Source organism: Novipirellula galeiformis, from assembly GCF_007860095.1.
GTDB lineage: Bacteria > Planctomycetota > Planctomycetia > Pirellulales > Pirellulaceae > Novipirellula > Novipirellula galeiformis.
On the sequence record NZ_SJPT01000015.1, the window covers coordinates 26,388 to 52,083 of the forward strand.

Below are 25,696 nucleotides of genomic sequence, written 5' to 3' on the forward strand. Positions count from 1 at the left end.
GAACGTGAGCGATCGCGATTTCGCCAGGATCGAAGACTTCGCAGCGTGACAAACGCCCCATCTTGCACCTCGCCAGAGTTGAAGGAACCGTCCAATCTCCGCTAAGAGAATGGTTCCCCTGGCCCCGTCCAAAGTCAACCCCCGAAATGATGCTCTGTCCCTCAGGTTCGGTGGTTTGTCCTTGTGGTTGCGTTAGTTCGAGCTGTCTTTGCCATGCGAGTTTTTCCCGTCTTTCAAACGTTGGATCGTCTCGGCTAGCAATTTGACGGAAATGGGCTTGGTCAAAAATTCATTAGCGCCCGATCGGAACGCAATCACGCTCTCGGACTCATTTCCACTCATGATCACGACGGGGACTTGCGTGTTCGGACAATCTAATTGACGAAGTTCGAGCAGGACGTCGATGCCACCCTTGCCTGGCATTTGAACGTCCATCAACACAAAGCTGAACGGTTCGCTTCGCAGCATCTCCATCGCTTCGATTCCGTCTTGGGCGACCTTGGACGGGAATCCCAAGATATTCAATGCGTGGCGGAGTGATTGTTGCACCAACATATTGTCTTCCACTAACAACCCGGGAGCCGTCGTGTCCGTGTTGAGTGAGGAAGCCGTTGCCACGATGGGGGTACTCCGATCCTCCGGCGATGGAGCCGGGCATTGAATTTAGTGTTCTCGAAAACGTGCCAGCTTAGTGCGGTGTCAGTCACACGCTGTTTGCCCATCCCACATTGCGTCGTGAGTTCTGTGGGCGGGAGGTGGGGTGGCGTTGACCCCGGTTTGGCCAGGCCCTGACATTCGCGTTTGGCTGAGCTGAGCTGAGCTGATGCGGGGCATTAGGCAGCTGGGAACATTGTGCAGCTGGGTAAACTGTGCCGTATGGTCCACCAAAGTCTAACAGATGGGATCATGTCACGTGGTCGCATCATACGACTTCCTCGCTCCCTGGCAAATTCTTTCGCAAATGTGGTCGATACGTTTTTGAGCACACCTATCCGATCGCTTTCCATTCAACATGAGATTGTTTATGCCATTCCTCGGCGGCAGCCTTGCATTCGAGAGATTCAGTGTCAGTGGATTTGAGTCTGCGGAGTTTGGCGACGAGCAGATCGAATTGCTCACGCAAAACGTGGCCGGCACGGTTCAGACAGCGGCAGCTGAAAATATCCATGTTGGTTTTTTAGGCGGTGCTCACCTTTTTGACCAAGAATTTGACGCCAGTAAGAACGTCCTAAGCGAAGCGTTGCATTGTAGCGTTCGGATCGATACAAACCAAATTCCATCGGCGATCCGAAAAGCTTGGTTGCAAATGGAACTATTGGCATTGGCTAAGGACAGTCCGAGTGGCGTCGTTTCGAAGGCTGGACGTAAAGAGGCCAAGGAAGCGGTTGAGCAACGTTGTGAAGTCGAAGCGGCTTCAGGCAAGTACCGCAAAATGCAGCAATTCCCTCTGCTTTGGGATTATGGGCAGGAAACGTTGTACTTCGGTGGTTCGGCAGGCACTGCCAGCGGTCATTGCGCCGATTTGCTCGAACGCGTCTTCAATGTCGAACTGAAACACATCAGTTCGGGGTCGATCGCACAAGCGTGGGCAATCGAGAACGACATGTATGCGGAAGTTGATGATTTAACCCCAGCCAACTTTGTGCCTGCGGTTCCCCATGGTGATTTGGCTTGGGCTAATCCGCACTCCAAGGCTCCCGACTTTCTAGGCAATGAGTTTTTGCTGTGGCTGTGGTGGCGTCTCGAAAATGATACCGATACGTTCGCTTTGCCCGACGAGTCTGAAGTCACCGTGATGTTGACCAAGACGTTGACGCTGGAGTGCCCGCTCGGTGAATCGGGTAAAGAGACGATCTCGCATGAAAGTCCCGTCAAGCTTCCCGAGGCGATGCATGCGGTGCGTTCTGGGAAATTGCCACGAAAATCGGGCATGACGGTGATTCGAAATGGCCAACAATTTGATCTCGTGTTACAGGCGGAAACGTTCGGGATCAGTGGCGCCAAAATTCATGTCGATGAAGACGCGGATTTCGAAGTCGACGAGCGAATCGATGCAATCCGAATGCTCAGCGAAACGATCGATTTGATGTTCCATACGTTCTGCGCTCGACGCGTCAGCGAAGGTTGGAACAAGGATCTTAAAGGGATGGTCCGCTGGCTAGAACAGGCGGGGCAAAACGCCGAACGCACGGCAGCGTAGAGATGACGCTCGGCCGCTAAAGTGTGCATGCGAACGAAAAAGTTCGCGTCACTAGCATAAAGAAAAGGCGTCCTATCGCTGAGAGGCTGTGAATCATTAAAACATTAAAACAGCCTGCTAGTGAAACGATATGTGGCGCTGCGGATGCGGAGCCAAAGCCTAGCAAACGCTAGAGGCATTGAGATCCATTCATTTTGACTGGCCAATGCGCGTTGTCGTCCTGGATTGGCGTCAAGGAACGCGAGGCCAAACTTGACGGAGCGTTTGACCGCCTGTCGATCTGTAGATTTGATCGGTGAACGCACGTCGTGATCGCCTCTGGCTTTGACCAGGCCGCATGCAATCGAGAATCATTTGATCTGTAACATCACCCGGGCCAGCAACGCAAAGCGGTTTTGGCGTTCGATCTCAGCGCACTCGATAGCCGATCGATTTCAATTTTGTTTGCACCCGGGCAAGATGGTCGCCTTGGATTTCGATCTGGTCTGCTTGCAGCGATCCCCCCGCGCCGATGGTCGATTTTAGCTCCGAGAGAAGTTTCGGCAGATCGGTTTCCTCGGGTTGCAGGTTTTTGACGATCGTCATCACCCGCTTGTTCTTCCGTTTCTCGGTAAAAACCTTGGCTGTTTGCTTATCTGCCGGGAGGTACTGATGAGCTGGCGGAGGGCATTGGCAGGCTTCCACCAATTCACCGCATCGATCACACGTGGGGGGAATATCAAAGGGAGTGCCGGCGAAAAGTCGTGTCATTGTCGTAAGCCTTGACGGCTAGCGGATTACGCTGCCATTCGATCTTTGTTTTCGGTTGGGCGGATTTCGTTTACGTCGGGAAACTTTTCTTCAAACAACGGTCGCCTAGGTCGACGTTCGGATTCCATTCGGTCAAACAAGCTTCCCAACAGTTTGGGGTGAAAGCAAACATATGCCCAGATCAGGCCGAATGCAGCGCCACCAAAAACGTCGCTGATGAAATGAGCCCCCGAATAGATTCGCTGTATCATGGTACCGAGCAGCATGATTGCAAACACCCAACGGCCTCGCGGCAGCACCGCCGCCAAACCGATCGCGAACGCGGCGGCGACCGCCATGTTCGAGCTCGGGAACGCTCGTGTTCCGGCGTCGAAGTTTGCCACTTGGTCGAGTGACCAATCAAAAACCCAATGCCATGCTTTGTCGTACGTTGCGATATCGAGGTTGATTCGGCTTGGTCGCTCTCGCAGCACAAACCCCTTGGCAAGCGTTGATACTGCTCCCGCACCCATCGCCAGCACCGCCAGCCGGGTGACATAGCGACGTCGGCGGGGAGCCATCAACAGGATGCAAAGCAGGATTAAGAAAATTCCCGTGGCATGGGAAAAATAGCCCGTCAATTCCAACAGACTCGCGACTTCTTTGGACGGTTGATTCTCTGCCAACCAGCGGCCCACCGGGATATCGACAAGGGTCAGCATGGGGACGATTAATAATGCAATTCCCGACATCCACATCAAACTGGTGGTGCGGAAGGGAGCGAGTTCGTCTGCGTCGGCGCCGCCAAACATCGACAGCTTGGATCGCATTTTCGCGTGGGCAGGAAGAGGCATGGGAAACACTTTCGCGCGTGAAACATGATCCGTGCAGCACGAGAGGGCACTCGCTACAACGAACAGAGCATCAAGTGTGACCGTAACTAAATTAGCCTCCCCCGGGAAAGAGCAGCCACAAGGGATTTTTGTGCTAGCACCTCGCACGTCTCCACGCTATCAACGCGGAGGGATCTGCGCCTTTCACGCCGGCGGAGCTGCGGCAGGGCCGGCGGAGTCGGGGCCGGCGGAGTTGTGGGAGGCGGAGTGATCGATGGCAGGCTGGTTTCAACGCGTCTCCGCGACGCTTAGGGTTCGCGGAACAATTCGCTGATCGATTGATCGTGGTGAATCCGCTTGATCGCTTCGGCTAACAGCGGAGCAACGCTCAATTGAACCATATTGGGCAATTGTTTTTCGGCGGGAACTGGGATGGAATCGGTCACCGTGATCGAATCAATTGGCGCGTCACGCAAACGCTCGATCGCCGGTCCACACAAAATGCCGTGCGTACACGCGATGTGGATTTCTTTTGCCCCCGCTTCATGCACTAATCGAGCGGCTCCACAAATCGACCCCGCGGTGCTGATCATATCGTCGAAAAGCAATGCGATCTTGCCTTCGACGGGGCCGCCGATGATGGTGCTTTGACGTACTTCCAAGGCATTGGTTCGGCGTTTGTCGACGATTGCGAGCGTTCCGCCGAGTCGTTTTCCATGGCCGACAGCACGTTTAATGCTTCCTTCGTCGGGACTAATCACGACGATGTCTTCTTGCTTCATGCCGCGGGCCAAGAAATGTTCATTCAACACCGGAGCAGCGTACAAGTGATCGACCGGAACATCGAAGAAGCCTTGGATCTGAGCGGCATGCAAGTCCATCGTTAAGACGCGGTCCGCACCGGCACGGGCGATCATGTTGGCGACAAGTTTGGCGGTGATCGGCACGCGGCCTTCGTCTTTGCGGTCTTGCCGGGCGTATCCAAAGTAAGGGATCACCGCGGTGATCCGTTCCGCACTCGCACGTTTGCAGCAGTCGATCATCACCAACAATTCGAACAAATTGTCGTTAACCGGTGGCGAAGTCGGCTGGACCAAAAAGACGTCACGTCCTCGGACGTCCTCGTCCAATTTGCAGAAGTTTTCGCCGTCAGGGAATTTACCCAGCGAAATCTTTGCCGGTTCAAGGTGCAGGTGTTTGCAAATTTTGCTGGTCAGATCGCGATTGGATCGCCCGCTGAAGATTTTCAATTCACGCATAACAGCTTACGCATACCCCATCGATCGCATCGTTTCATCGACTTGTTTCAGCTCATCGGTGTTATTGATCGAAAGCGATTCACAGGGCTGTAGAACTGGGATCGCTTCGACGGGCCGCCCCGCTTGGCAAAGCAGCTTGGCGGTGTCCGTTAAATAGTACTCGTTTTGAGCGTTGTCATTGCTCAGTTTGGTTAAGGCGTCAAGCAAGTCGGGCGTATTGAAAAAATACGTGCTCATGTTGACTTCGTTGATCTTCAATTCCGCATCGCTGGCGTCTTTGTGTTCCACGATGCCGGTGAACGCGCCCGAAGCATCGCGGACGATCCGTCCCAAGCCCTCGGGATTGTCTTTTTCGAGCGTCCCCAGCAACAATGCAGGCTTGGTTTCGCGAAAATGATCGAGACATTTCTTCAGGCTAGTGGCCTGGATTAGTGGTGAATCTCCCGCTACGACGATCGTCGGGCCGGTTTGATTCACTAACGCCGAGCGACAGATTTGCACCGCATGTCCGGTGCCGAGTTGCTCTTCCTGGAGGGCATACTCGATATTGCCGCCACGGGTGGAAAGCTCTTTTTTGACGGCGTCGGCCTCGTAACCGACCACGATGATTTGACGCTTCACGCCCGCTTTTTCAAGGGCGTCGAGCACAAAATGAATCATCGCACGGTCGACCACCTGACAGAGAACCTTGGGCAGGGCACTCTTCATTCGAGTCCCCTTGCCTGCGGCCAACACAATGGCGCAGGGTTCGTCGGAGTCGTTGCTCGTCGGAGCGTTTGTCGATTCGGACATGAAAATTGGTGATTTAGGTGGGTTGGGAGGTGATTTCGTAGTCTGGACTACGGTCCCAGCGCGAACTGGGCCCCATCGCGATTTGCGGTACGCGAACTGCCGCCGGCACACATGGTCGCAAGTCGTCGCCAATCCAACAAGCCGGTTGCGAAATGATCCGTTCGCGTTTTTCGCCGAGGGGAACTTCACGCGGACAATCTTTGTGCTCGTTTTTCGCTCTCTCCAACTGCTCACCCCGTTGACGAGCCCACGATCCACGTTCGCGATGCCCCCATCAGCGAGCTCCCCTTTGCAGCAATCACGTCTGAGAGGGGGGGGCACGTCCGAGAGAACGTCACGGCGAGTCACGCTCGCCGGCTTGCCAGCCGCTTGTTTCACCAGAACCTTTGGGGGCGTGCCGTAACCGTTCGCCTGTAGCCCCCACCGGTTGCAGACCGCTTGGTGTATAAATGGAGCTTCCATCGCTTATCACCGCTCACGATGAACATCCATGCCCGCGACTGCAACGGATCCTCTGCTAAGCCCAGAATTGCTCGGCCGCCTCGAACGCCTCGAATTGGTCTCTCGAAAAGTTTTTCGCGGACGAATGAAAGGCGAACGCCGCAGTCGACGCAAAGGTCAAAGCGTCGAGTTTGCCGACTTTCGTCATTACGTTGCCGGAGACGACCTGCGGCTGATCGATTGGAATCTCTATGCTCGATTGGACCAACTGTTTTTAAAGCTGTTTCTCGAAGAAGAAGACTTGCATTTCTTTTCGCTGATCGATGCAAGTGAGTCGATGAATTTTGGCGACCCAACGAAGCTTCGTGTCGCCAAACAAATGGCTGCGGCGCTCGGTTACGTCGGTTTGTGCCGCGCCGACCGTGTGAGTGTGTCGGTACTTGGACCCGAAGGTCGCCGAGCCCCGGTGCTGCGAGGCCGCGCCAGCCTTTGGAAGATGCTCGCTTATCTCGATTCCGTGCAAAGCGGGCACAACGTTTCGCTTTACCAGGGGGTGAAGGATTTTTCCTTGCGAGCTTCCGGTACTGGAGTAGCGGTGTTGTTGACCGATTTGATGGACAAGGATGGCTACGAATCGGCGCTGCGGATGTTGATCGGGCGGCGGATGGATGTTTTTGTGATGCACATTTTATCGCCTGAAGAAATCGACCCTCCGCTTCGCGGCGATCGGAAATTGATCGATGTGGAAGACCGTGATGAAGCCGAAATCACCCTCAACGCCCATGTTCTTCATCGCTACAAAGAGACGGTTGAGTCGTTCATTTCGGAGGTAAAGCAGTTTTGTTCCAAGCGATCGATCGTTTACATTCCCGTTCGCACCGACACTCCGGTGGAAACGATCGTGACTCGGTATCTTCGTGAGCGTGGGGTGGTGCGATGAGTTGGATTTCGACGCTGTCGCCACTCCATTGGGCTTTGTTTTCGCTGATTCCACTCGGCATTCTCTTGCTGTATTTCCTGAAACTACGGCGGGAAACGGTTGAGGTTCCCAGTACGTTTCTTTGGAAACGGACGATCGAGGATTTGCATGTGAATAGTTTGCTGCAGCGACTTCGCCGCAGTGTGTTGCTGTTTTTGCAATTATTGATCGTGCTGCTCGCCGCGTTGGCATTATTGCGTCCCGGGATTCGTGGTGAAGCATCAAGCCAGGGCCGCTTGGTGTTGTTGATCGATACCTCGGCCAGTATGCAAGCGACGGATGTCGAGGGAGACGCAAATCGTTTCGAGAGAGCCAAACGCTTGGTGTCCGAGCGAATTCAGGCGATGAGCGATGACGAAACCGCGATGTTGGTCTCGTTCAGCGATCGCGCCGAGGTTTTGCAATCGTTCACTTCCGATCGAAACCGGTTGGGTGACGCACTCTCGCGAGCCGAGGTGACCAACCGCCCGACCGATGTGCTCGGCGCGTTGAAGGCTGCGGACGGTTTGGCGAACCCACGCCGTACCAGCCAGGCGGGAGATGTTAACGATGTTCAGGTCGCCGATGCGATGCCCGCGGATTTGTTACTCTACAGCGATGGTGGATTCCAAACGGTCACTGAATTTGACTTGGGGAATTTAACACCGATTTACATTCCCGTTGGCAGCGGCGAGGTCACGAATCTTGCAATCACCGCGTTCTCGGCGGAACGTAACGTCGAAAGGCCCGAGCAAGTCCAGGTCTTTGCAACGGTGATCAATCTTGGCACTCGTGCTGCGTCAGCGAATGCCACTTTAACGCTCGACGGCGAGTTACTCGATGCGACTCATGTCGATTTGCCGATCGGAGAACAAGCCGGATTGTCATTTGCGATTGAAAGCGAGGATGCAGTCTCGTTGAAGCTTTCACTCGATATCGAGGATGACTTGCAGCTTGACAATGTGGGCTATACGGCGCTTCGACCCATGCGATCGGTCTCGGTGTTGGTGGTTACGCCAGGCAACACGCCATTGGAAATGGCGCTTGCGACTTCCAAGGCCGCGAAGATTTGTCAATCCGAATTTGTCCCACCGGAGTTCTTGAGTTCGGACACGTACAAACAACGGTCCGAGTCGGGTAAGGATGATTTGATTATCTTCGATCGCTGTGCCCCCGAGACGATGCCATCGACGAACACCTTCATGATCGGGGCGTTGCCGACGCATCAACTTGGAAATGCCGATGGCACCTCCCACGCTGCGTGGAGCTGGAAATCCGAACCTTCCGGCGTGGCGCTAATTGACATGGACCGCACCCATCCGATCATGCGTTATTTGGAATTGTTTTCACTGTTGATTTTCAAAGGTCGATCGCTCTCGGGCCCTCCCGGCAGCACGGAACTGTTGGGGGCTGATATTGGACCGATGTTGATGGTGGCTCCGCGTGACGGATTCCAAGATTTAGTACTCGGTTTTGAACTGGTGCATGAGGACGATGATGGCGCGACCCAAACGAACACCAATTGGTACGCCGAACGTTCCTGGCCTGTATTTGTGTTGAACGTGCTTCGATATTTGGCGGGTGCCGCTGAAGTCAGCGGGGCTCCGTCGTACACGCCTGGGGATACCGTTCGCTTGCGAGTCGAAAGCGCGATGAGCAACGTCGAGGTGGAGCGATTGGGGGATCAACCGAAGGCGATTTCCGTCGGCCCCGCTGGCGTGGTCGAAATTGTCAACACCGATGGGGTCGGCAATTACCGCGTGCGGTCGGGGGACCGCGTCATCGATAGCTTTGCGGTCAATTTGTTTAGCCGTAGCGAGAGTACGATCGCGGCAGCCGAAGGCATCGAGCTTGGCTACGAATCGGTCGCAGGAGCGACTGGGGGTGTCGAGAAACGCCAAGAGTATTGGCGTTGGTTGTTAATTGGCATGCTGGCGATTCTGGCGACCGAATGGTGGGTGTTTGCACGACGTGTGGGATGAGACGGGCCATCGATTGGCCGCTGAAGTGCCTCCGTTGAACCCTGTCCGCGGTTTCGCACTTCTGGTTACAATGGACACGATTGGTAATCTCGTTTCTCTCGCGTGAATCAACCCCATGCTGCCCCCCACGTTTCTTCGCAGTGCACTTTTGGCCTCGTGCCTGATCTCGCTACCGCTCACTGGGATCGGACAAGAGCAACGCGCTCCCAAACCGACGTTCAGCGATCGAGAGACGCAAGGCGTCTTTTTTGGCTCACTCGATGAAGCGTTTCGAGACTCGCGGCCGACGCTGGCGACGATTCGCAAAGCATCCGTCGCGGCGGTTGCCGCAGCCTCGGCCGAGCCAGCGAGCGGGGATGGGGAGGGAGACCAAGCGACGGGAGCTGCTGGATGGGCAAAGTTAATCACGCCGATCTCGATCGAAGACGAAATCAAGCGAGTCAAACTTCATTACGATGGAGTGATCTCGACGCCAGGAGCGTTCAATGGCGGAGGCTACGTCGAAGCGCGAACCGATTTGTCGATTCTGGCGACCTTGTTTGCGATCATCAACGACTACTCAGGCGACGTGCGTTGGAAAGACCAAGCCGCGGCGGCACGCGACTTGATCGCCCGAACCGCATTCAATTGCAAGGCGGGATCGGCTCAAGTCTACAACGAAGCGAAGTTGCGTAAGGCTGACTTGCAAGACCTGGTTGCCGGCAGCGGATTGGCGAGTCGCGATGCCGAGCCTGAGAACGATTGGTCGATGATCGTTGACCGTGTTCCGTTGATGACCTACGCCGAGTTGTTACAAGACAAGCTGAAACAAGCCAGTCGCGATAAGAAATCGACTCAGGAAAACGCCGACGCCATTCGTCGTAATGCTCAATTATTGGCGGTCATTGGCAAGGTGCTCACTCAAGAAGGACTCGATGATTCAGAGGACGATGACTACGTCACGCTCAGTAACCAAATGTCCAATGCAGCCACCGCGATCGTCAACGCGATTGATTCCAACAACTTTGAAATCGGAGCTCAGGTTGGCGCGGTCACGCAAAGTTGTGACGCTTGCCACGAACAATATCGTTAGTGATTTGTCGGGTCTTACTTTTTAGTAAGTGGGCATGGGGCTCCGCAGAACGGATGCCCCTTGGTGTCGTTTGAGCCAGCGTCGCAGGCGACAAATCATCGAGGCGAGATTCACTTGAAGTCTTTCTCGGCGACCGGTTTGCAGAGTAGCGATCGCTCGGCAGCGGTTCGCCCGCATTTCTTGCAAACGTAATTCGCAGTCCGTGCTTGCGCGATCAGCAGCGGCAGGGAAGCCTCGATTTCGCTGCGATCCCATTTGCAAATCGCTTTCTTTTTTTTCGGTTTCATGGCGGTCGGTATGCGCGAGTGACTGCGTTGGGCTCTCGCTTTATTGTAGTCTTGACGGAGCGTTGGCCGCTCCGAAAAAAACAATCGGATTTAGAAACCGAATTGGAGCAAAACCGAGCCTAGGGCTGCCGTGCCACGTTTACGATGGCCCGGCATTGCGAATCGCGTCACTTGCTCCGCGTGCAAACTTTTGAAAGTTTTCGTGGAACAGATCCGCCAAGCGTCTCGCATGATGCTTGTATTCGGTAGGGTTTTCCCAAGTGTCCTCGGGCCACAGCACTTCGCTCGGCACCTCGCCACACGTCTCGGGGACTTCGAAACGGAAGATCGGATCCGTTTTTGTGTTTGCGGTCGCTAACGTCCCGTCATGGATCGCATCGATGATCCCGCGGGTGTGCTTGATACTCATCCGTTTGCCAACGCCGTACGGTCCCCCCGCCCAGCCGGTGTTCACCAACCAAACGTGGCTGTCGTGTTGGCGAATGCGATCGGCTAACAATTCAGCGTATTTCGCCGGATGCCAAACCAAGAACGCCGCTCCAAAACAAGCGCTGAAGGTCGCCGTTGGCTCGTTCACATTCATTTCGGTGCCGGCCACTTTCGCGGTATAGCCACTGATGAAGTGGTACATCGCTTGTTCGGGCGTTAACTTTGCCACGGGAGGTAAGACACCAAAGGCATCACAGGTCAAAAAGATAATGTTCTCGGGATGACCTCCGATACAAGGGATTTTTGCGTTGTCGATATAGTCGATCGGATAAGCGACGCGAGTGTTCTCGGTGATCGAGGCGTCGTCATAATTCACTTCATGCGTGGCTTCGTCGAAGACAACATTCTCAAGCACGCTGCCGTAGCGGATCGCTTGGTAAATCTCGGGCTCACTTTCTTCGCTCAAATGGATCACTTTCGCGTAACAGCCTCCTTCGATATTGAAGACGCCCGAGGAGGTCCAACAATGTTCGTCGTCGCCAATCAATCGGCGGTGGGGGTCGGTTGAAAGGGTCGTTTTGCCTGTGCCCGACAAGCCAAAGAAGAGAGAAACACGGCCGTCCATCGATTCGTTGGCACTGCAATGCATGCTCAATACGTCTCGCTTGGGCATCAAATAGTTCATTACCGTGAACACGCCCTTCTTCATTTCGCCAGCGTATTGAGTACCTAGAATCACGAACTCGCCACGATTGAACGACAAATCGACACTCGTGGTGCTCGTCATTTGAGAGGTGTAAGGATTCGCCGGAAACGAGCCCGAATTAAAAATCGTGATGTCCGGTGCGTCAAATGCCTGCAGTTCCTCGGCCGTCGGACGAATCAACATGTTGTGCATGAATAAAGCGTGGTAAGCGCTCTCGGCAATCACGCGGATCTTTAATTGGTAATCGGGATCCCAGCCGGCGAACCCATCGAAAACAAAGATCCGCGAACGCGTGTTCAAGTAATCGATGGCACGTTGGCGGTTGATCGAAAAGGAACGATCGTTCAGCTGGATATTGACATCGCCCCACCAAATGTCGTCGCGAGATTCCTCTTCTTCAACAATGCGTTTGTCTTTCGGACTGCGACCGGTCTTGTCGCCGCTGCGAGTGGCAAGTGCACCCGATGCTGAAATTGCCGCGTGCTCGTCGATAATCGCGTATTCGTATAAACGCGCCGGGGTCGCGTTGCGAATCACGTCCGAAACATGAATTCCATACTCTTCTAAATCAATCGGATTGACACTCATCGGGAACTTTCGCAAATGGTCAGTGTGGATCACAGAGGTTCGCAAGCGGCGGTGTGGTCGTAAACTCCCTATCGTAAGGGCTACGCGATCCTTCGCCAACTCGCTAAAAATTTGGAGGTGCCAGGCATCATGCACAAATCACTTCACGGTTTGCCAACCATTCTCCAACATCACGTCACGATGGATTTGAGTTTATCAGACTCACGGCACACGCGTGTGATTGCCGTGGCTACCGCCTGTGCCATTGCCGCTGGTGGAACTAAACAAAACGGAAAGACAACTTGAGCACCGAATTCATTTCAGTTCGCGGTTGCCGCGTTCATAACTTGCAAAACATCGACGTCGATATTCCTCGTGGAAAACTGATTGCGTTTTGTGGTGTTTCCGGAAGCGGCAAAACCTCGCTGGCCATCGACACGCTGTATGCCGAAGGGCAACGTTCTTATATCGAGAGCTTCTCGGCCTACACTCGCCAATTTCTTGCTCGCTTGGATAAGCCCGACTGCGACTCGATCGACGGTATCCCGCCTGCGATTGCGGTGACTCGCAGCGGAGGCTCAAAAACGAATCGTAGTACCGTGGGGACGACGACTGAAATTGCCGATCATTTGCGGTTGTTGTTTGCCAAAGCGGCGACGCTGTTTTGCTACGGTTGTGGGCGGCCCGTTCGCAGCGACGATCCCGCGGTTGTCGCCGAAGAAATGCTTCGCAACGTTGATCGTGGGCGGGCGATGATCACCTTTCCCATCTGGTTGCCGGATCGAAAATCAGCCAGCGAAATTTTGTTGGGGCTACAACAAGAAGGCTACTTGCGACTGGTTGTAGACCAGCACACATTTCACCTGTCGGACTCGGACCGGCTCGCCTTGGCAAAGAAAGTGGGGCGCAACGGAATCGAGTGCTTTGTGGTCGTGGACCGAGTGGCGGCCGACGCGGAGCTGAGTCGTTTAACCGAATCGTTGGAAAACGCGATGGGTGAAGGCCACGGCCGTGCGGTAATCTTTTCCGAAGCGGAGGAGCAGGGGGCTGACGATGTCAGCGTCAACGCGGTGGAAATTGATTCGCGAAAATGGGTGCGACGCACGATCAGCCGCGATCGACGCTGTGATGCTTGTGATCTCGATTATCCCGATCCGGTGCCTCGATTGTTTAACTTCAACAATCCGCTGGGGGCCTGTCCGACGTGCGAAGGCTTTGGCGATGTGGTGGACGTCGACATGGACTTGGTCGTGCCCGACAAATCGCTCTCACTCGCCGAAGGGGCGATCGCGGCGTGGAATACGCCCGCGTACCGTCATGAGCTCGATGAACTGCTGGAATTAGCCGCCGACTATGACATTCCCACCGACATTCCGTTTAGCAAGTTAACGAAAAAGCATTTAAAGTTGATCGTGGGCGGAGTTCCTGACCGAGAGTTCGGTGGCCTGGACGGTTTCTTTGCCTGGTTGGACCGCAAGAAGTACAAGATGCATATTCGCGTCTTTGCGTCGCGGTTTCGCAGTTACCGTCCCTGCCCGACTTGCCTAGGCAAGCGTTTCAATCCATTGGCGATGTCCTATCGCGTCGGCGACAAGAATGTTGCGGAGGTGTTGTCAATGCAGGCGGATGAGGCCGAGTTATTTTTTGCCAAGCTCAAATTGGGGGAACGTGAAACCAAAATCGCCTCCGAACCGCTGACACAGATTCGGGACCGGATCGGTTATTTACAAACGGTGGGGCTCGGCTATCTGCAACTCGATCGCACGCTTCGTACGCTCTCCGGCGGCGAGACACAGCGAGTGGCTCTGACGTCGGCGTTGGGTAGCAGTTTGGTCAATATGCTGTATGTGCTCGACGAACCAACCGCAGGTTTGCATCCCTCGGATGTCGAGCAACTCGTTGGCGCGATCCTCGGGCTGCGCGACCGTGGAAATACCGTGATCGTAGTCGAACATGACGAGACCATGATCCGAATTGCCGACGAAGTACTCGAGATCGGGCCCACCGCTGGAAAATCGGGCGGCAAGGTGATGTTCCAAGGGACGACCAAAGCGCTGTTGGCCAGCAAGAAGAGTTTGACGGGCCAATTTTTAACTGGTCAGCGCGGATGGACTTTGCGAGATCGCCAAGTCCGCACCCCACGCGGCATGATTACTTTGACCGGAGCGAGCGGACATAACCTGCAGAAGATTGATGTCGATTTTCCCTTAGGTGTGTTGTGTCTGGTCACGGGGGTTTCGGGCAGCGGAAAAAGTTCGCTCGTCCAAGACACTTTTTACGGAGCCATTCAGACTCGCAAAGCATCCGGTCGTACCGCGACCTTGCCATATCAATCGATCACAGGGCTCGGTCAAATCGATGATTGCATGTTGATCGATCAATCTCCAATCAGCAAAAGCGCGCGAAGCTGTCCGGTGACTTACGTCAAAGCGTTTGATGCGATTCGCAAGGTATTCGCCGCCACCGTCGATGCAAGGACGCGGAATCTGATTGCCGGGCACTTTAGTTTCAACAACGCCAAAGGCCAATGCGCCGAATGTGAGGGCGCTGGGGTGCTCGAAATCGATATGCAGTTTTTAGCCGACGTAACGATGCGCTGTCCGAGTTGCCAAGGCACACGTTATCGCGATGAAATACTGAAAATCCGCTATCGTGATCGCACGATCGCCGACGTGTTAGAGATGAGTGTGCGCGAAGCGGTTGCTTTTTTTCGCGGTGAAGAAAAAGTGCAATCGCGTTTGCAGCGAATGATCGATGTGGGGCTCGACTACATCAAACTTGGGCAACCCGGACCGACGCTTTCGAGTGGGGAGGGACAACGTTTGAAACTGGCTGCGTTTCTCGCTGCGGCTTCGCGGCGACGAACGTTGTTTATCTTGGATGAACCGACCACCGGGTTGCATTTCGCCGACATCGTTCGTTTGGTCGATTGTTTTGATGCGTTGATTGCCGACGGGCATTCGCTAATCGTCGTTGAGCACAACGCGATGCTGATGCAGGCCGCCGATTACATCATTGATCTTGGCCCCGGTGCTGCTAGTGCAGGCGGAAGCGTGGTCGCAACGGGAACGCCCGCAGAGTTGATGCGCAGCAACGAAAGCCTTACCGGAGCGGTGTTGAAAGCCGCCCACCGTGTGTAGCCGTAGCTGCGATCGCCCCAACGTGGTCGACCGTTTGGCGACGGTAGCTACATCAATATTCGCAGCGCTCTAGCCTCCGAGTGTTCCCAGACGTTTGTCGGGCGTCTGGGAACATGGACTCGCAGTGTCATTTTACTTCGCATTGACTACGACGCGGCCGCCGCCGCCGCTGCGATCTCTTTAGCCGAACGACGGGTTCTGCGTCGCGGCTTGGCGCTGGCCCACTCTTTGGTCATCGCTTCGAAGACGTCGGGCGTTTCATAGCGCACGACCGATTTGCCTTCGGGCATCGGACCAATCAGGCCTCGGAAAACGGGCATTCCGCGAAGGTCCAGATCGGTACTGCAATCATCGGTACCAATCTGGGTGTGCATCTTCAACAGCGGGTCACTCGTCGGGTAATCATGGATCAACAACGAACCGTCGCGTCCGCGTGTCACAACGCGGAAAGTGTCTTTCTTGGCCATGGTGCCTCCGGGAAGGGGGATGCTTGGCGCATTGGGAAGGGAGAGGGAACTGTGTAGCTTCGCCGTGAGAATGTCGACGCATACCATGACACACACTGCGGTATTGGGAGGACACCGCAAGGTGCATCATTCAAGACGGATATGCGTCGACATTCTTTGACTCACCGACATCTGTTTCGTCATCCAAGACAACGAACCGAGGAGGGTTCACTCGGGATGCAGCAAGCAGACCCGAGGAGATCTGCGAGGCTAATGTTATTTATCGTCGTGTGGCTGCGGAGAGTGCAACAATCCAGCGAGCGTCGGCGCACCAGGACAAACGCGTGTAACGCTTACAATGTGCTTCAAACGTCGTAGCTGCACCGAGACGGCATGAACCCAACAACCGTGCTGCATCGCATGTCATTCTCGGCTCGTTCGCAAGAATTCGCTTGACCCGTGCAGCGGTTTTTTGGAAGCGGACATCAAAGCACGTGGTAGGTCGTCTCGCTGCGCGCAGGAACGCTCCAGCGGACGAATCGCATTATTGAATCACTTCGGTTTGCACGCTATCGGTTCCGCCGGGACCACGACGGCTGACCGATTCGACGTTCAACTCGAACGTTTGCGGTTGATTGCTGTTCATCACGATATCGTACTCCACCGTCTCATTGGGACGCATGGAGCGGATATCGGCTAGATAAATGGCACCTGCACTGACCTCGAATTCGCCACCGGTGGGACTGAGCCGCTGCGTGACCCGTTCAACCGTCACCCCTGGGGGCAAATTGAAACGGACACTCACTTCGCCGTCGTTTTGGTCTGAATCGTTCGTAACACGCAGGGTGTAGCGGATCGGTTCGCCCACGCGGACCGGATTGTCGCGACCGAAAATCTCCACTTGGACGCGATCGGATTTCGCACTTCCCGATGGTAGCGGTGGGGCGACGGGCCCGGAGTCCGGCGACGGTGGCAATTGGCCTGGACCGCCTGGGATACTCGGAGCCGGGGTGGCGGGAGGCAAAGGCGGTGCAATCGGACCCGACGGCACGGTGGCGGGAGGTGCACCTGCGACGATCGCGAAGACGTGTTCGGCATCGGCCGAAGTGCCATCGCGGCTGACCGCCGAGACGCGAACGCGTGATTGCGGATTCGTCGCCATCGCGCGGAATTGACCTTCCAACACCGCACGTTGACCCGGTTGGATCGTGGGCACGTCCCATTGAATCAGATTCTGGCCTGCACGCGGTTCCGAAGCGCCTTCGGTCGCTTGTAGCAATTGTAACTGTGGGTCGTATTCCAACGTCACACGTGTGTCTTGGATCGGTGTCGAGCCGGAATTGTTCAAGTAGGTGCGAATGAAGAACGACTCTCCTGTGGCAATGCGATCGCGACTCTCCACCGACGCGGTCAATGTGGGAGCGGCGGGGACGGGATTGATCACTGTCACACATGATTCACTCACAGCACGTTGCCCACCATCGGAGGTGGCTTCGAATTGGACGCAGCGGCGACCCGATTCGGTCGGAATGAAGGTGATGGTGGTGGGCCACGTCTCACCGGGTTGCAGTGGGCCGTCGGTCAATTCGTTTACGAGTTCGCGAGTGCGTCGTTCGGGATGAACCATGTAGGAATCGCCGAACGCCTTGAGTTTGACATTCGTTAACGGTCGATCGCCGGTGTTTTTGACATCGATGTTGAACGTGACTTCTTGTCCCGCTTCGTAACGCTCGCGTTCGGCTTGTGCCGTGATCGCTAGCGACGGACGGAAGACATCGACCCGGACGGTGTCCTCGGCGAACAATCCCGCTTCACCGCGTGCTTGGAATGTCATTTGAACGGGCGACTGAGACGTCACATTCATAAACAGGTCCAATTGGGTTTTAGGGGGAATCGTGCCGATTTCCCAAACCACGCCGTTGGGCAACACCTGGGCAAACGTATCGGCGCTGACCGCACGTGTTCCGGGCGGAAACTCGATCGAAACGCGGACGTTGTTGGCGGGTTGGTCACCGGGGTTGGAAACGTTGGCGACGACTTCATAGGGAACGTCAAAACTAGCCAGCGACGGAGCGCCCGCGCGGATCGCCAACTGGGGTGAACTCCAGGTGACAAAGGTTTGTCCGCGACCGAGCGTCATCGTCGGCATATTATCCGAATCGCCACCCGGTCGAATGACTTGCATGTCGACCGTGACGGTGCCGCTGGTACCCGCAACGGGAAGTAATTCCGCGTTAGCGTTGCCGTTCTCATCGACGATCGCTTCCACGACCGACGAACCGTTGGTACCCGCAAACGTTGCGATTTCGGGTTGTTGGACTTCGTAACGCACCTTCCATCCACGCGCCGGCAAACTGCCTTCGGCACGTGTGACCCGAGTGGTCAAGGAAACGGGCGTTCCCGCAGGCACGATTTGCGAGCCTGGGAATTGCCAACGTGCATCGATCCAATAGATCGTTGCCGTTGCTTTGCGTTGATCCCAGCATTCGCTTTCGGGTGCCAGCACGGTCACACGGCTGGTGCCTTCGCTGGGGCTGCTGATCGAGATCCACGTTTGCCCCTTTTCGAGCTGGACGTCGTCCTTGCGATCAAGGTTACCGCGTGTGATCAACATCCGCTTGGAACTGGTCAAGCCGCGAGCGTAGGAGGGATCATGTTTCTCAGGGCGTGGCTTTTTGACTGCCAATCGATGCATCAATCCTGGATCATCATCTCCCACTTGAATGAACGTGCCGACGCTATCGGGCGTCAGCATCCACTCCAAGGTCTCGTTCATCTGCAGATAACCATCGGTACCGCAAATACCGGACATCAGAATGACTTCGCCGCCCACGGGAGCAACGATTTTTTGTGGCGATAATAAAATGCATCCCCGTTTGCCGCGATCGGGCAAGCAGTGGGGGCGCGTGTTGGTGATTTCGTCACCGAACAAGACCGCGGGAGGACCGGTTTGGCACGACCCATTACACGGGCTGCTGGGCACGCAGGTGCCGTCCCCTTTGCAGAGTCCGCCGGCGATGGGACCAGCGGGTGCTGCGGGAGCTGCCGAGGGAGGGCACGCCGGAGGCGTAGCGGGTTCCGGAAACGCAGGGGTAGGAAACACAAATTTGGGGTTCTTGATGCAAGATCCTAAGCCACGCAAACAGTTGAAACAGAGGCAGCTCTCCCCACCGGAACCGGGCAAGGCGAGCGTGGTGGTCGTCGGCAGCGGAGCAAACAGACAGGATCCGGTTGGATCGACCGCCGGCAAACGCAGGCGGCTGCATCCACTCGCCACCGCGAAGATCAACAACGCCGACACAAACAGAACTCGGCCCAAAGGCAAGTTCCGTCGGCGAGGCTGCTCGCTTCGTGATTGGGTGTGGTTCATCGGCCTACGTGATGTTTGGATTCATTCCGGACACACTTTGTCCAGCGAACCCTAGCACGCCGATTGGGGGCATGATGCAAGAAATCAACGTAGTTTGTTGCCTAAACGCTACAGCTTGTCGCAGACTTTGACGGTTGTAGCGGAGCTGAGGCGGGAAATGGTTTGAGTCGCCGGTTAAACACCGATTTCGGTCTGTTCTTATCTGCGGGCAAAGAAAAAGGCACGCGGACTCGTTTCACCACGACCGATGAAGGGCATTGCGATCGCCCTGAGGCTAGGGCTGAAGCAGAAGGAAATTCGCTCGGGGGCTCGCAGGACCTTGCGTTCGGTTGGATGCCGAAAACGATCCATCCGAAACCGTGCAACGGGACACGACCACCCGCCCGATGCTTGGGCGCGGAGCAACTAAGCTGGCTTCGCTCGCCGACGTCACCGTGAAGATGGATGGGGAGATGGATGGTGACATGCACGTGTCATCACGTCTCCGGTGACCTGCGGAGAGATTCGTGTTACGACGATTTGGAAAGCAGCGATTGGATGTCTTCGAGAATCAGGTACAGGCAGGGGACCAGCACCAGGATAATCGCGGTTGAGAACAAGATTCCGAAGCCCAGCGAGATTGCCATCGGAATGATGTATTGTGCTTGCAGCGATTTTTCGAAAATCAAAGGCATCAACCCACCGAATGTGGTCAACGTGGTTAACATGATCGGCCGGAAACGACGCAATCCGGCTTGAGTGATCGCTTCCATCGCAGAACATTCGCTGCGGCGTCGATTCGCATAGTCAATCATGATCAAGGAATCATTGATGACGACGCCCGAAAGCGCAATCACCCCCATAAAGCTGACCAACGACAGGTCATACCCCAACACGATATGCCCTAAAACAGCGCCAACGATCCCAAACGGAATCGCCACCAATACAATCAAGGGCTGGATGTAGCCGCGAAACGCGATCGCCAACAGCGAATAGATCACGGCCAACGCGAGTCCAAAGGAACCCCAAAGCGAGGCGGTCGCACGACGCATCTCGGCATCGCTTCCTTCGAAGGTCCACGTGATGCCGGGGAAGTCTTCTCGCAAGCTCGGCAGTTCCTTGTTCCGCAACGCATCAATCACTTGCGTGACCGCCCGCTTGGGTTCAACATCCATCGAGACATTGATGACTCGGCGGCCGTCACGTCGGTTGATCGACGAGAACGCCACGTCCTTCTCAACCTCTGCGACATCCAACAAGGGCACTTCGGCGCCCGATGGCGTGCGGATGATCAAGTCTTCTAAGTGGTAAATATCCTCTCGTTGCTCTTCGGGCAGCTTAACACGAACCTCGATTTCGTTGGTGCCGCGTAACAGCCGCAGCGCCAACGAGCCAAAGAAGGCCCCACGCAATTGTTCGCCGAGTTCTTCGTCGGTTAGCCCCAGGGCGCGTCCTTCGGGGCGAAGCCGGAAGTCGTACTGAGCCTTGCCTTTGTTGTAGTTGTCACCGATATCGCGGGCGTTGGAGTAAAGCTTGACGCGCTGGAGGAACGCCTGAGACGCCTTCTCCAATACGTCGATGTCGCTATGGCTGAGGTCGATGCTGATATCTTGACGATGGCCACCGGGGCCACTCTCGGCCTCGAAAGTTACTTGATTGACACCGGGCAGATCACCGATCGAGTCTCGCCATAATTCAATGACTTCGTCGGCCGTCATGTCACGTTCGTCGGGTGGCTTCAGCACGATTTCCACATCGATAAAATCTTGGCCGCGCACATTTGTCTTGATGCCTTCGGCAACTTCATAAAGATTGTGCTCGTCGAACATTCGCAAGCTAGCTTTGGTGACGGCGTCTGCAATCTCGGCCGCTTGGTCTTGCGTTGTGCCAACAGGCATGCGAACGCCGGCTTCGATTTCATCCGCAGACACCGTAGGCATCAGGATCATGCCCATGTGCGCGCTGGTGGCGTAACCGACGATGACCAGTAGTAAGCTGAGTGCCGTGCACGCAGTGACGTAACGGAACCGCAGGCAAAATTTCAGGATCGGACCAAAGGCAAATTCGACGATCCGGTTGAACGATTGGCTAAACCGTTGTTGCAAGTGATGAAGCCGGGCTCCTAAACCGTGGCGACGCTTGCCCGCCTTTCGTACATGAGCCAAGTGCGCCGGCAGGATGAACAGCGACTCGACCAGCGATAGTGACAGCACAAGGATCACGACCACCGGCAACGGAGCCCAGAATTTTCCGGTTTCCCCTGGGATAAACATCAACGGCACGAAGGCGACGATATTGGTGAGGATGCTGAACGTTACTGGGCCAGCGACTTCGCGAGTTCCCTCGATTGCGGCGAGTTCGTTATCCCCACTGGTCTGTCGTTTTTCATAAACGTTTTCGCCAACAACAACAGCGTCGTCGACCACGATCCCCAACACGACGAGAAAGCCGAACAGCGAGATCATGTTAATGCTGACGTCGAAGACAGGAAGCAACAAGATCCCGCCGATGAACGAGACGGCCATGCCCATCATCACCCAGAACGCCAAGCGGAATTCCAGAAACATAGCGAGGATCAGCAGGACGATGCCGACGGCGACGAGTGCATTTTCCAAGACCAAGTAAAGTCGCCGGCGAAATTCATCGGCATTGTTGCTGTCAATCCGCCATTTCACCCCCGGCGGCAGCACCGTTTCGAATTCAAGCATCGTTGCTTCGACCGCGTGCGCTACATCGATCGGCGATTGCGAACCGACACGAAACACATCGAGTTCGACCGAGGGCGTTTGGCTGAACTGCGAATGAAAGCCGACTTCCTCAAAACCGTCGCGGATCGTGGCAATATCGCCAAGCGTCACCGAGGGACCGGAGCGGCCCGAAACGATCTCGATCCCGGCGAATTCTTCGGCCCACTGCTTACGCGCCTTGACTCGAAGCAAAATTTCGCCCGCCGTGGTCTGGATGGAACCTGCGGCCACATCGCGACTCGCGGTGCGGATGGTATCGGCGACCTCCGGCAGGGTCAGCCCGTATTGTCGCAATCGCTGACGCGGTATCTCGACGTGCGTCACGTATTTGGGCACCCGCCGCAATTCGACTTGCGTGATCTGATCATTGGACTGCAACGTGTCGCGTAGTTGCTCGGCGAGCTTGCGAAGGGACCAAACGTCGACGGGGCCATACAACGCAACTTGCATGACTTCTTGTTGTTGCGACTGCAGGCGAACTTCGGGTTGCTCGATCTGCTCGGGAAACGTACGGATGCGACTGATCGCCTGATCAATATCCTGATAGGCTTTCATGCGTTGCGATCCGGCCACGATTTCGATCAGCACTTCTCCGCGGCCCTCGCGAGCCCGGCTGGTAATTTCACGGATCCCTTCGACGCCGCGGACGGCTTCCTCGATGGGCCGTAAAATCCCCTGTTCCACTTCCGATGGAGCGGCACCGGGATAACCGACGTAGACCTCCACGACATCGAGTTGGAATTGCGGAAAGACTTCCTTTTGCATCACGGCGGCTGACCACAACCCGCCGCCAAGCAAGATGATCATTAGCAAGTTTGCAGCGATTGAATTACGGGCCATCCAAGCGATGGGACCGCGTTGCAAATTCGGCGTCGGTTCGTTGGTGCTCACTTCGCGGCGTCCTCGCTGATTTCGCCGCTGATTGCCTCGTTTTCTTCGTCGTGGCTCGAGTCAGCATCAGGGACTTCGTTTATTTTGCGAAGACCAACGCCTTCGGCCACGGTCGCCAATGTGGTGATCACAACCTCGTCACCGCTTTGCAGTCCTTCGCCGATATATGCATATTCGGCATCTCGAAAAAGCACGTCGGTCTCGCAAATTTGCAATTGTCCCTCTTTCATCACCCAGACGGTATCGCCCTCGCGAACGTAACGACGCTGTAAACGCACCGCGTTCTCAATCGCTCGCCCTTCGATTTGGACCTCGATCAACGATTGGAGAATCAGCGGCGGTGTGTCGGTTGCTTCGCCCAAAGGATCCGCGACGGTGACTAACACTTGTGCCAACCGCGTTCTTTCATCAACGGTGCCGATCATGCGCGCAATGCGAGCTTGCTTCTCGGTGCCTACGGGCCAAGCATCGGGATTCCGAAGCGTCACGCTGGATCCCGGTTGATCCGACGTCGGAAATTGAACCCAGCGCAGAGAGCGGACCGGGAGCGCGGCGGAGATCCAGTATTCATCGATACCGACTAGCTGAGCAAGTTCATCGCTAGGTGAAACTTGCGAGCCAACGTTGACCGATCGAGAGATGACTTGGGCGTCAAACGGCGCAAAGATACTCGACCGAGCCAAGTCCAACTTCGCCCTTTCTACCGCCGCTTTCGCCGCATTGACTTCCGCACGAATCGAAGCAATCTGGGGTGCCCGTAGTACCAATTCGCGGTTCGTATCATCGATGGTGCCTTCGAGCAACTTCAGCTCTTTTGCGGCTAGGCTCTGTCGACCTTCTTCGATCTTCAGAGAAGCTTCGACTTGTTCCAACTCGCTTTCCTGGATCGACAACGCGTTTTCAAAGTCGGCGGGATCGATGCGTAGTAGCAGATCGCCTTTGCTGACTCTCCCACCGGGGATAAATTGCGGCGATACCTCGACCACTTGGCCGCTGACTCGGGGGCTAAGCACGATTTCCTGGGCCGGCTGCACCGTCCCGAGCACGCGCAACGTGGGCGAGAATGTCCCACGCTCGACGGTCATGGTTTCGACTAACGCAGCGGACTTGCGGGTGGCGTTGATCTGCTTTGCGGTGGGCTCGGTCCGATTGATGACCACAATTGCCGCGGCCGCAGCGGACAAGATGGCCAAGCAAGCAATCGACGTCCCGATGATGCTAAGCCAACGCCATTTGGGGGGCAGTTGGGATTCACTCATCGTTGCTGGTCTCTAGAAACATAAAACCCGAATCGACAAAGTTCGGAGCGACATTGATTAGACCATCCGTTTCCGGTTCGTCGGGTTTGGGATCGAAGTATTGGGAATCGATGTCGTCCAGATCGAATCCATCGGAATCCAATGTCTCCGAAAGATTGATCTCGGTGGGGTTGGCGTTGGCGGGCTGTTGCACGGTGAAGGCTGGTTCGAGGGCGGCTTGAGGCTGAGGGTCAAAGCTACCGGCCAGCGCAAGGTAGAGCGCCACCCGGATGAGTCTTAATTCTAGTTGAGCGGAAAGCACTTCGCGCTGCAAACGTTGTTGGGCGGTAATTGCCGTCAGCACAGCGAGGTAGTCCGTGTCGGGCTCCAGCAGATATTGTTCACGCAGTTGGTCGGCCGCTTGGCGAGCCAATGCCAATTGTTTTTCCAAGTGTCCCAGACGTTCGAGCTGGTACCGTTCACGGGTCAAGCTGTCTTCGACTTCGCGGAAGGCGATCAACATGGTTTGACCATATTGATTAAAGAGCTCATGCACCACCGCCGAGGTACGGGCGACCTCAGCCTTTCGTTGCCCCCCGTCGATGAGGGGAGCGATCAATTGGCCGCCGATGGAAACAAACCAATCGCGAAAAATCGTCTCGGGACGATCAGCAACGTTCAACAGCGAACCGGTCAAGCTGAGGCGAGGGTATTGGTCGCTGATCGCAGCCGCGAGATCGCGATCGGACGCTACAAACGCCAAATAGTCGCGTCGCACATCGGGCCGGCGCTGCAACAAATCAGAAGACAATCCCGTTGCCGGCAGCGGTGGCAATTTGGGCAACGTGGTACCGGGGGCGTATTGAGCCGATTGCGGCATCTGGCCGACCAACACGGCCAATTGATGCTCGAGCACCTCGATGCGTGCCTTTGCCACGACCGCCTGTTCCTGTGTCGCTTCCACCAATTGGCGTTGGCGGAGCACATCGGGGCTGCGAATCAATCCCAGACCAAATCGTGACTCTTGCAGCAGAAGCCCGGTCCGATTGGTTCGGATTTGTTCGTCGAGCAAGCCGAGTTGAGCCTGGGCTTCAATCAACGAAAACCAGGTCCGCGTGATCTCCGCAGAGAGCGTCAATGCGACCGCGCGATAATCCTCTCGCGTGGCGGACGCTCGCAATCGTTCGGCCTCGACGCGCGATTCAATCTGGCCCCAAAGATCTAGCGGATACGCTGCCTCAAATCCCCAAACATAATTTTGAAGATCGGGACCGGGGCCAAAACCGCTGCCAATATCGGCGACGCCGTTGACATCAGGAAACAAGTTAGAGGCTTCTCGGCGGGCCACCGCCCTTGCGGCGCGGAGCCGTTGTCGAGCCGCAGCGAGCGTAAAACTGCTCTCGAGCGCCTGATTGATTTGTTCATTGAGTGCGGGATCCTTGAACTCGCTCCACCACCGATCGGGAACCGTTAACTCGCCACTCTGCGAAAATGGAGGCGGATTCTGCGTCGGGAGCGTCGGCATGGACTCGCGGCCAGCGCATCCGGCAACGACCAGCAGCAAGAATACCACCACCCTGCGCGCAAGCGGATGCAATTTGAAACCGAAAAATCCCATGCTGGCAAACCT

17 protein-coding genes are annotated in these 25,696 nt (G+C 55.7%); 5 read left to right on the forward strand and 12 right to left on the reverse strand.

The genetic code is table 11. The features are described 5' to 3' along the window. Positions 1–192: 192 nt before the first annotated feature. A complete protein-coding gene (locus Pla52o_RS24920) occupies positions 193–618 on the reverse strand; it encodes a response regulator (protein WP_146597356.1) in 426 nt (141 codons plus the stop codon). A gap of 406 nt (positions 619–1,024) precedes the next feature. Between Pla52o_RS24920 and Pla52o_RS24925 the strand changes: the two genes are divergently transcribed. After that, on the forward strand, positions 1,025–2,200 hold the full coding sequence (locus tag Pla52o_RS24925) for a hypothetical protein (RefSeq protein ID WP_146597357.1): 1,176 nt from the start codon (positions 1,025–1,027) through the stop codon (positions 2,198–2,200). A 408-nt stretch (positions 2,201–2,608) separates the two neighbouring features. On the opposite strand, the gene Pla52o_RS24930 is transcribed toward Pla52o_RS24925, so the two are convergent. The 4 genes from Pla52o_RS24930 to Pla52o_RS24945 all read right to left on the reverse strand — a co-directional run bounded on the left by Pla52o_RS24930 (position 2,609) and on the right by Pla52o_RS24945 (position 5,813). Then, positions 2,609–2,950, reverse strand: coding sequence for a translation initiation factor (locus Pla52o_RS24930; protein ID WP_146597358.1), 342 nt, complete (start codon positions 2,948–2,950; stop codon positions 2,609–2,611). A 26-nt stretch (positions 2,951–2,976) separates the two neighbouring features. Beyond that, on the reverse strand, positions 2,977–3,783 hold the full coding sequence (locus Pla52o_RS24935; protein WP_146597359.1) for a phosphatase PAP2 family protein: 807 nt from the start codon (positions 3,781–3,783) through the stop codon (positions 2,977–2,979). A gap of 287 nt (positions 3,784–4,070) precedes the next feature. Beyond that, positions 4,071–5,021, reverse strand: coding sequence for a ribose-phosphate diphosphokinase (locus Pla52o_RS24940; RefSeq protein ID WP_146597360.1), 951 nt, complete (start codon positions 5,019–5,021; stop codon positions 4,071–4,073). A 6-nt stretch (positions 5,022–5,027) separates the two neighbouring features. Next, complete coding sequence (locus Pla52o_RS24945; RefSeq protein ID WP_146597361.1) at positions 5,028–5,813, reverse strand: sugar phosphate nucleotidyltransferase; 786 nt, start codon at positions 5,811–5,813, stop codon at positions 5,028–5,030. A 490-nt stretch (positions 5,814–6,303) separates the two neighbouring features. On the opposite strand from Pla52o_RS24945, the gene Pla52o_RS24950 reads away from it, so the two are divergent. The 3 genes from Pla52o_RS24950 to Pla52o_RS24960 all read left to right on the forward strand — a co-directional run bounded on the left by Pla52o_RS24950 (position 6,304) and on the right by Pla52o_RS24960 (position 10,266). Continuing rightward, a complete protein-coding gene (locus Pla52o_RS24950; protein WP_146597362.1) occupies positions 6,304–7,194 on the forward strand; it encodes a DUF58 domain-containing protein in 891 nt (296 codons plus the stop codon). Next, positions 7,191–9,194, forward strand: coding sequence for a vWA domain-containing protein (locus Pla52o_RS24955; protein ID WP_146597363.1), 2,004 nt, complete (start codon positions 7,191–7,193; stop codon positions 9,192–9,194). Before Pla52o_RS24950 ends, Pla52o_RS24955 begins: the two co-directional genes overlap by 4 nt. Positions 9,195–9,309: 115 nt before the next feature. Beyond that, positions 9,310–10,266, forward strand: coding sequence for a cytochrome c (locus Pla52o_RS24960; RefSeq protein WP_146597364.1), 957 nt, complete (start codon positions 9,310–9,312; stop codon positions 10,264–10,266). A 110-nt stretch (positions 10,267–10,376) separates the two neighbouring features. On the opposite strand, the gene Pla52o_RS27200 is transcribed toward Pla52o_RS24960, so the two are convergent. Together Pla52o_RS27200 and pckA are read right to left on the reverse strand one after the other, a co-directional pair. Then, positions 10,377–10,553, reverse strand: a complete 177-nt coding sequence (locus Pla52o_RS27200; RefSeq protein ID WP_197169508.1) for a hypothetical protein — start codon at positions 10,551–10,553, stop codon at positions 10,377–10,379. A gap of 139 nt (positions 10,554–10,692) precedes the next feature. Continuing rightward, entirely contained in the window at positions 10,693–12,276 is a 1,584-nt protein-coding gene (gene pckA / locus Pla52o_RS24965; protein ID WP_146597365.1) for a phosphoenolpyruvate carboxykinase (ATP), read from the reverse strand. 281 nt (positions 12,277–12,557) lie between these two features. Here pckA and uvrA point away from each other — a divergent pair, with 281 nt between their 5' ends. Beyond that, positions 12,558–15,395 (forward strand): excinuclease ABC subunit UvrA, encoded by a 2,838-nt coding sequence (gene uvrA, locus Pla52o_RS24970; RefSeq protein WP_146597366.1) that lies wholly within the window; start codon positions 12,558–12,560, stop codon positions 15,393–15,395. Between the two features lie 146 nt (positions 15,396–15,541). Here uvrA and Pla52o_RS24975 read toward each other — a convergent pair whose 3' ends face one another. From Pla52o_RS24975 to Pla52o_RS24995, 5 genes are all read right to left on the reverse strand, one after another. Next, on the reverse strand, positions 15,542–15,862 hold the full coding sequence (locus tag Pla52o_RS24975) for a hypothetical protein (RefSeq protein WP_146597367.1): 321 nt from the start codon (positions 15,860–15,862) through the stop codon (positions 15,542–15,544). A 523-nt stretch (positions 15,863–16,385) separates the two neighbouring features. Next, a complete protein-coding gene (locus Pla52o_RS24980; protein ID WP_146597368.1) occupies positions 16,386–19,211 on the reverse strand; it encodes a DUF11 domain-containing protein in 2,826 nt (941 codons plus the stop codon). Positions 19,212–19,720: 509 nt separating this feature from the next. After that, the gene (locus tag Pla52o_RS24985; RefSeq protein ID WP_146597405.1) at positions 19,721–22,777 is read right to left on the reverse strand and encodes an efflux RND transporter permease subunit; all 3,057 of its coding nucleotides are present in this window, start codon (positions 22,775–22,777) and stop codon (positions 19,721–19,723) included. 47 nt (positions 22,778–22,824) lie between these two features. Continuing rightward, a complete protein-coding gene (locus Pla52o_RS24990; RefSeq protein WP_146597369.1) occupies positions 22,825–24,087 on the reverse strand; it encodes an efflux RND transporter periplasmic adaptor subunit in 1,263 nt (420 codons plus the stop codon). Continuing rightward, complete coding sequence (locus Pla52o_RS24995) at positions 24,080–25,684, reverse strand: TolC family protein (RefSeq protein WP_146597370.1); 1,605 nt, start codon at positions 25,682–25,684, stop codon at positions 24,080–24,082. The genes Pla52o_RS24990 and Pla52o_RS24995 overlap by 8 nt, the downstream gene beginning before the upstream one ends. Positions 25,685–25,696: the final 12 nt, after the last annotated feature.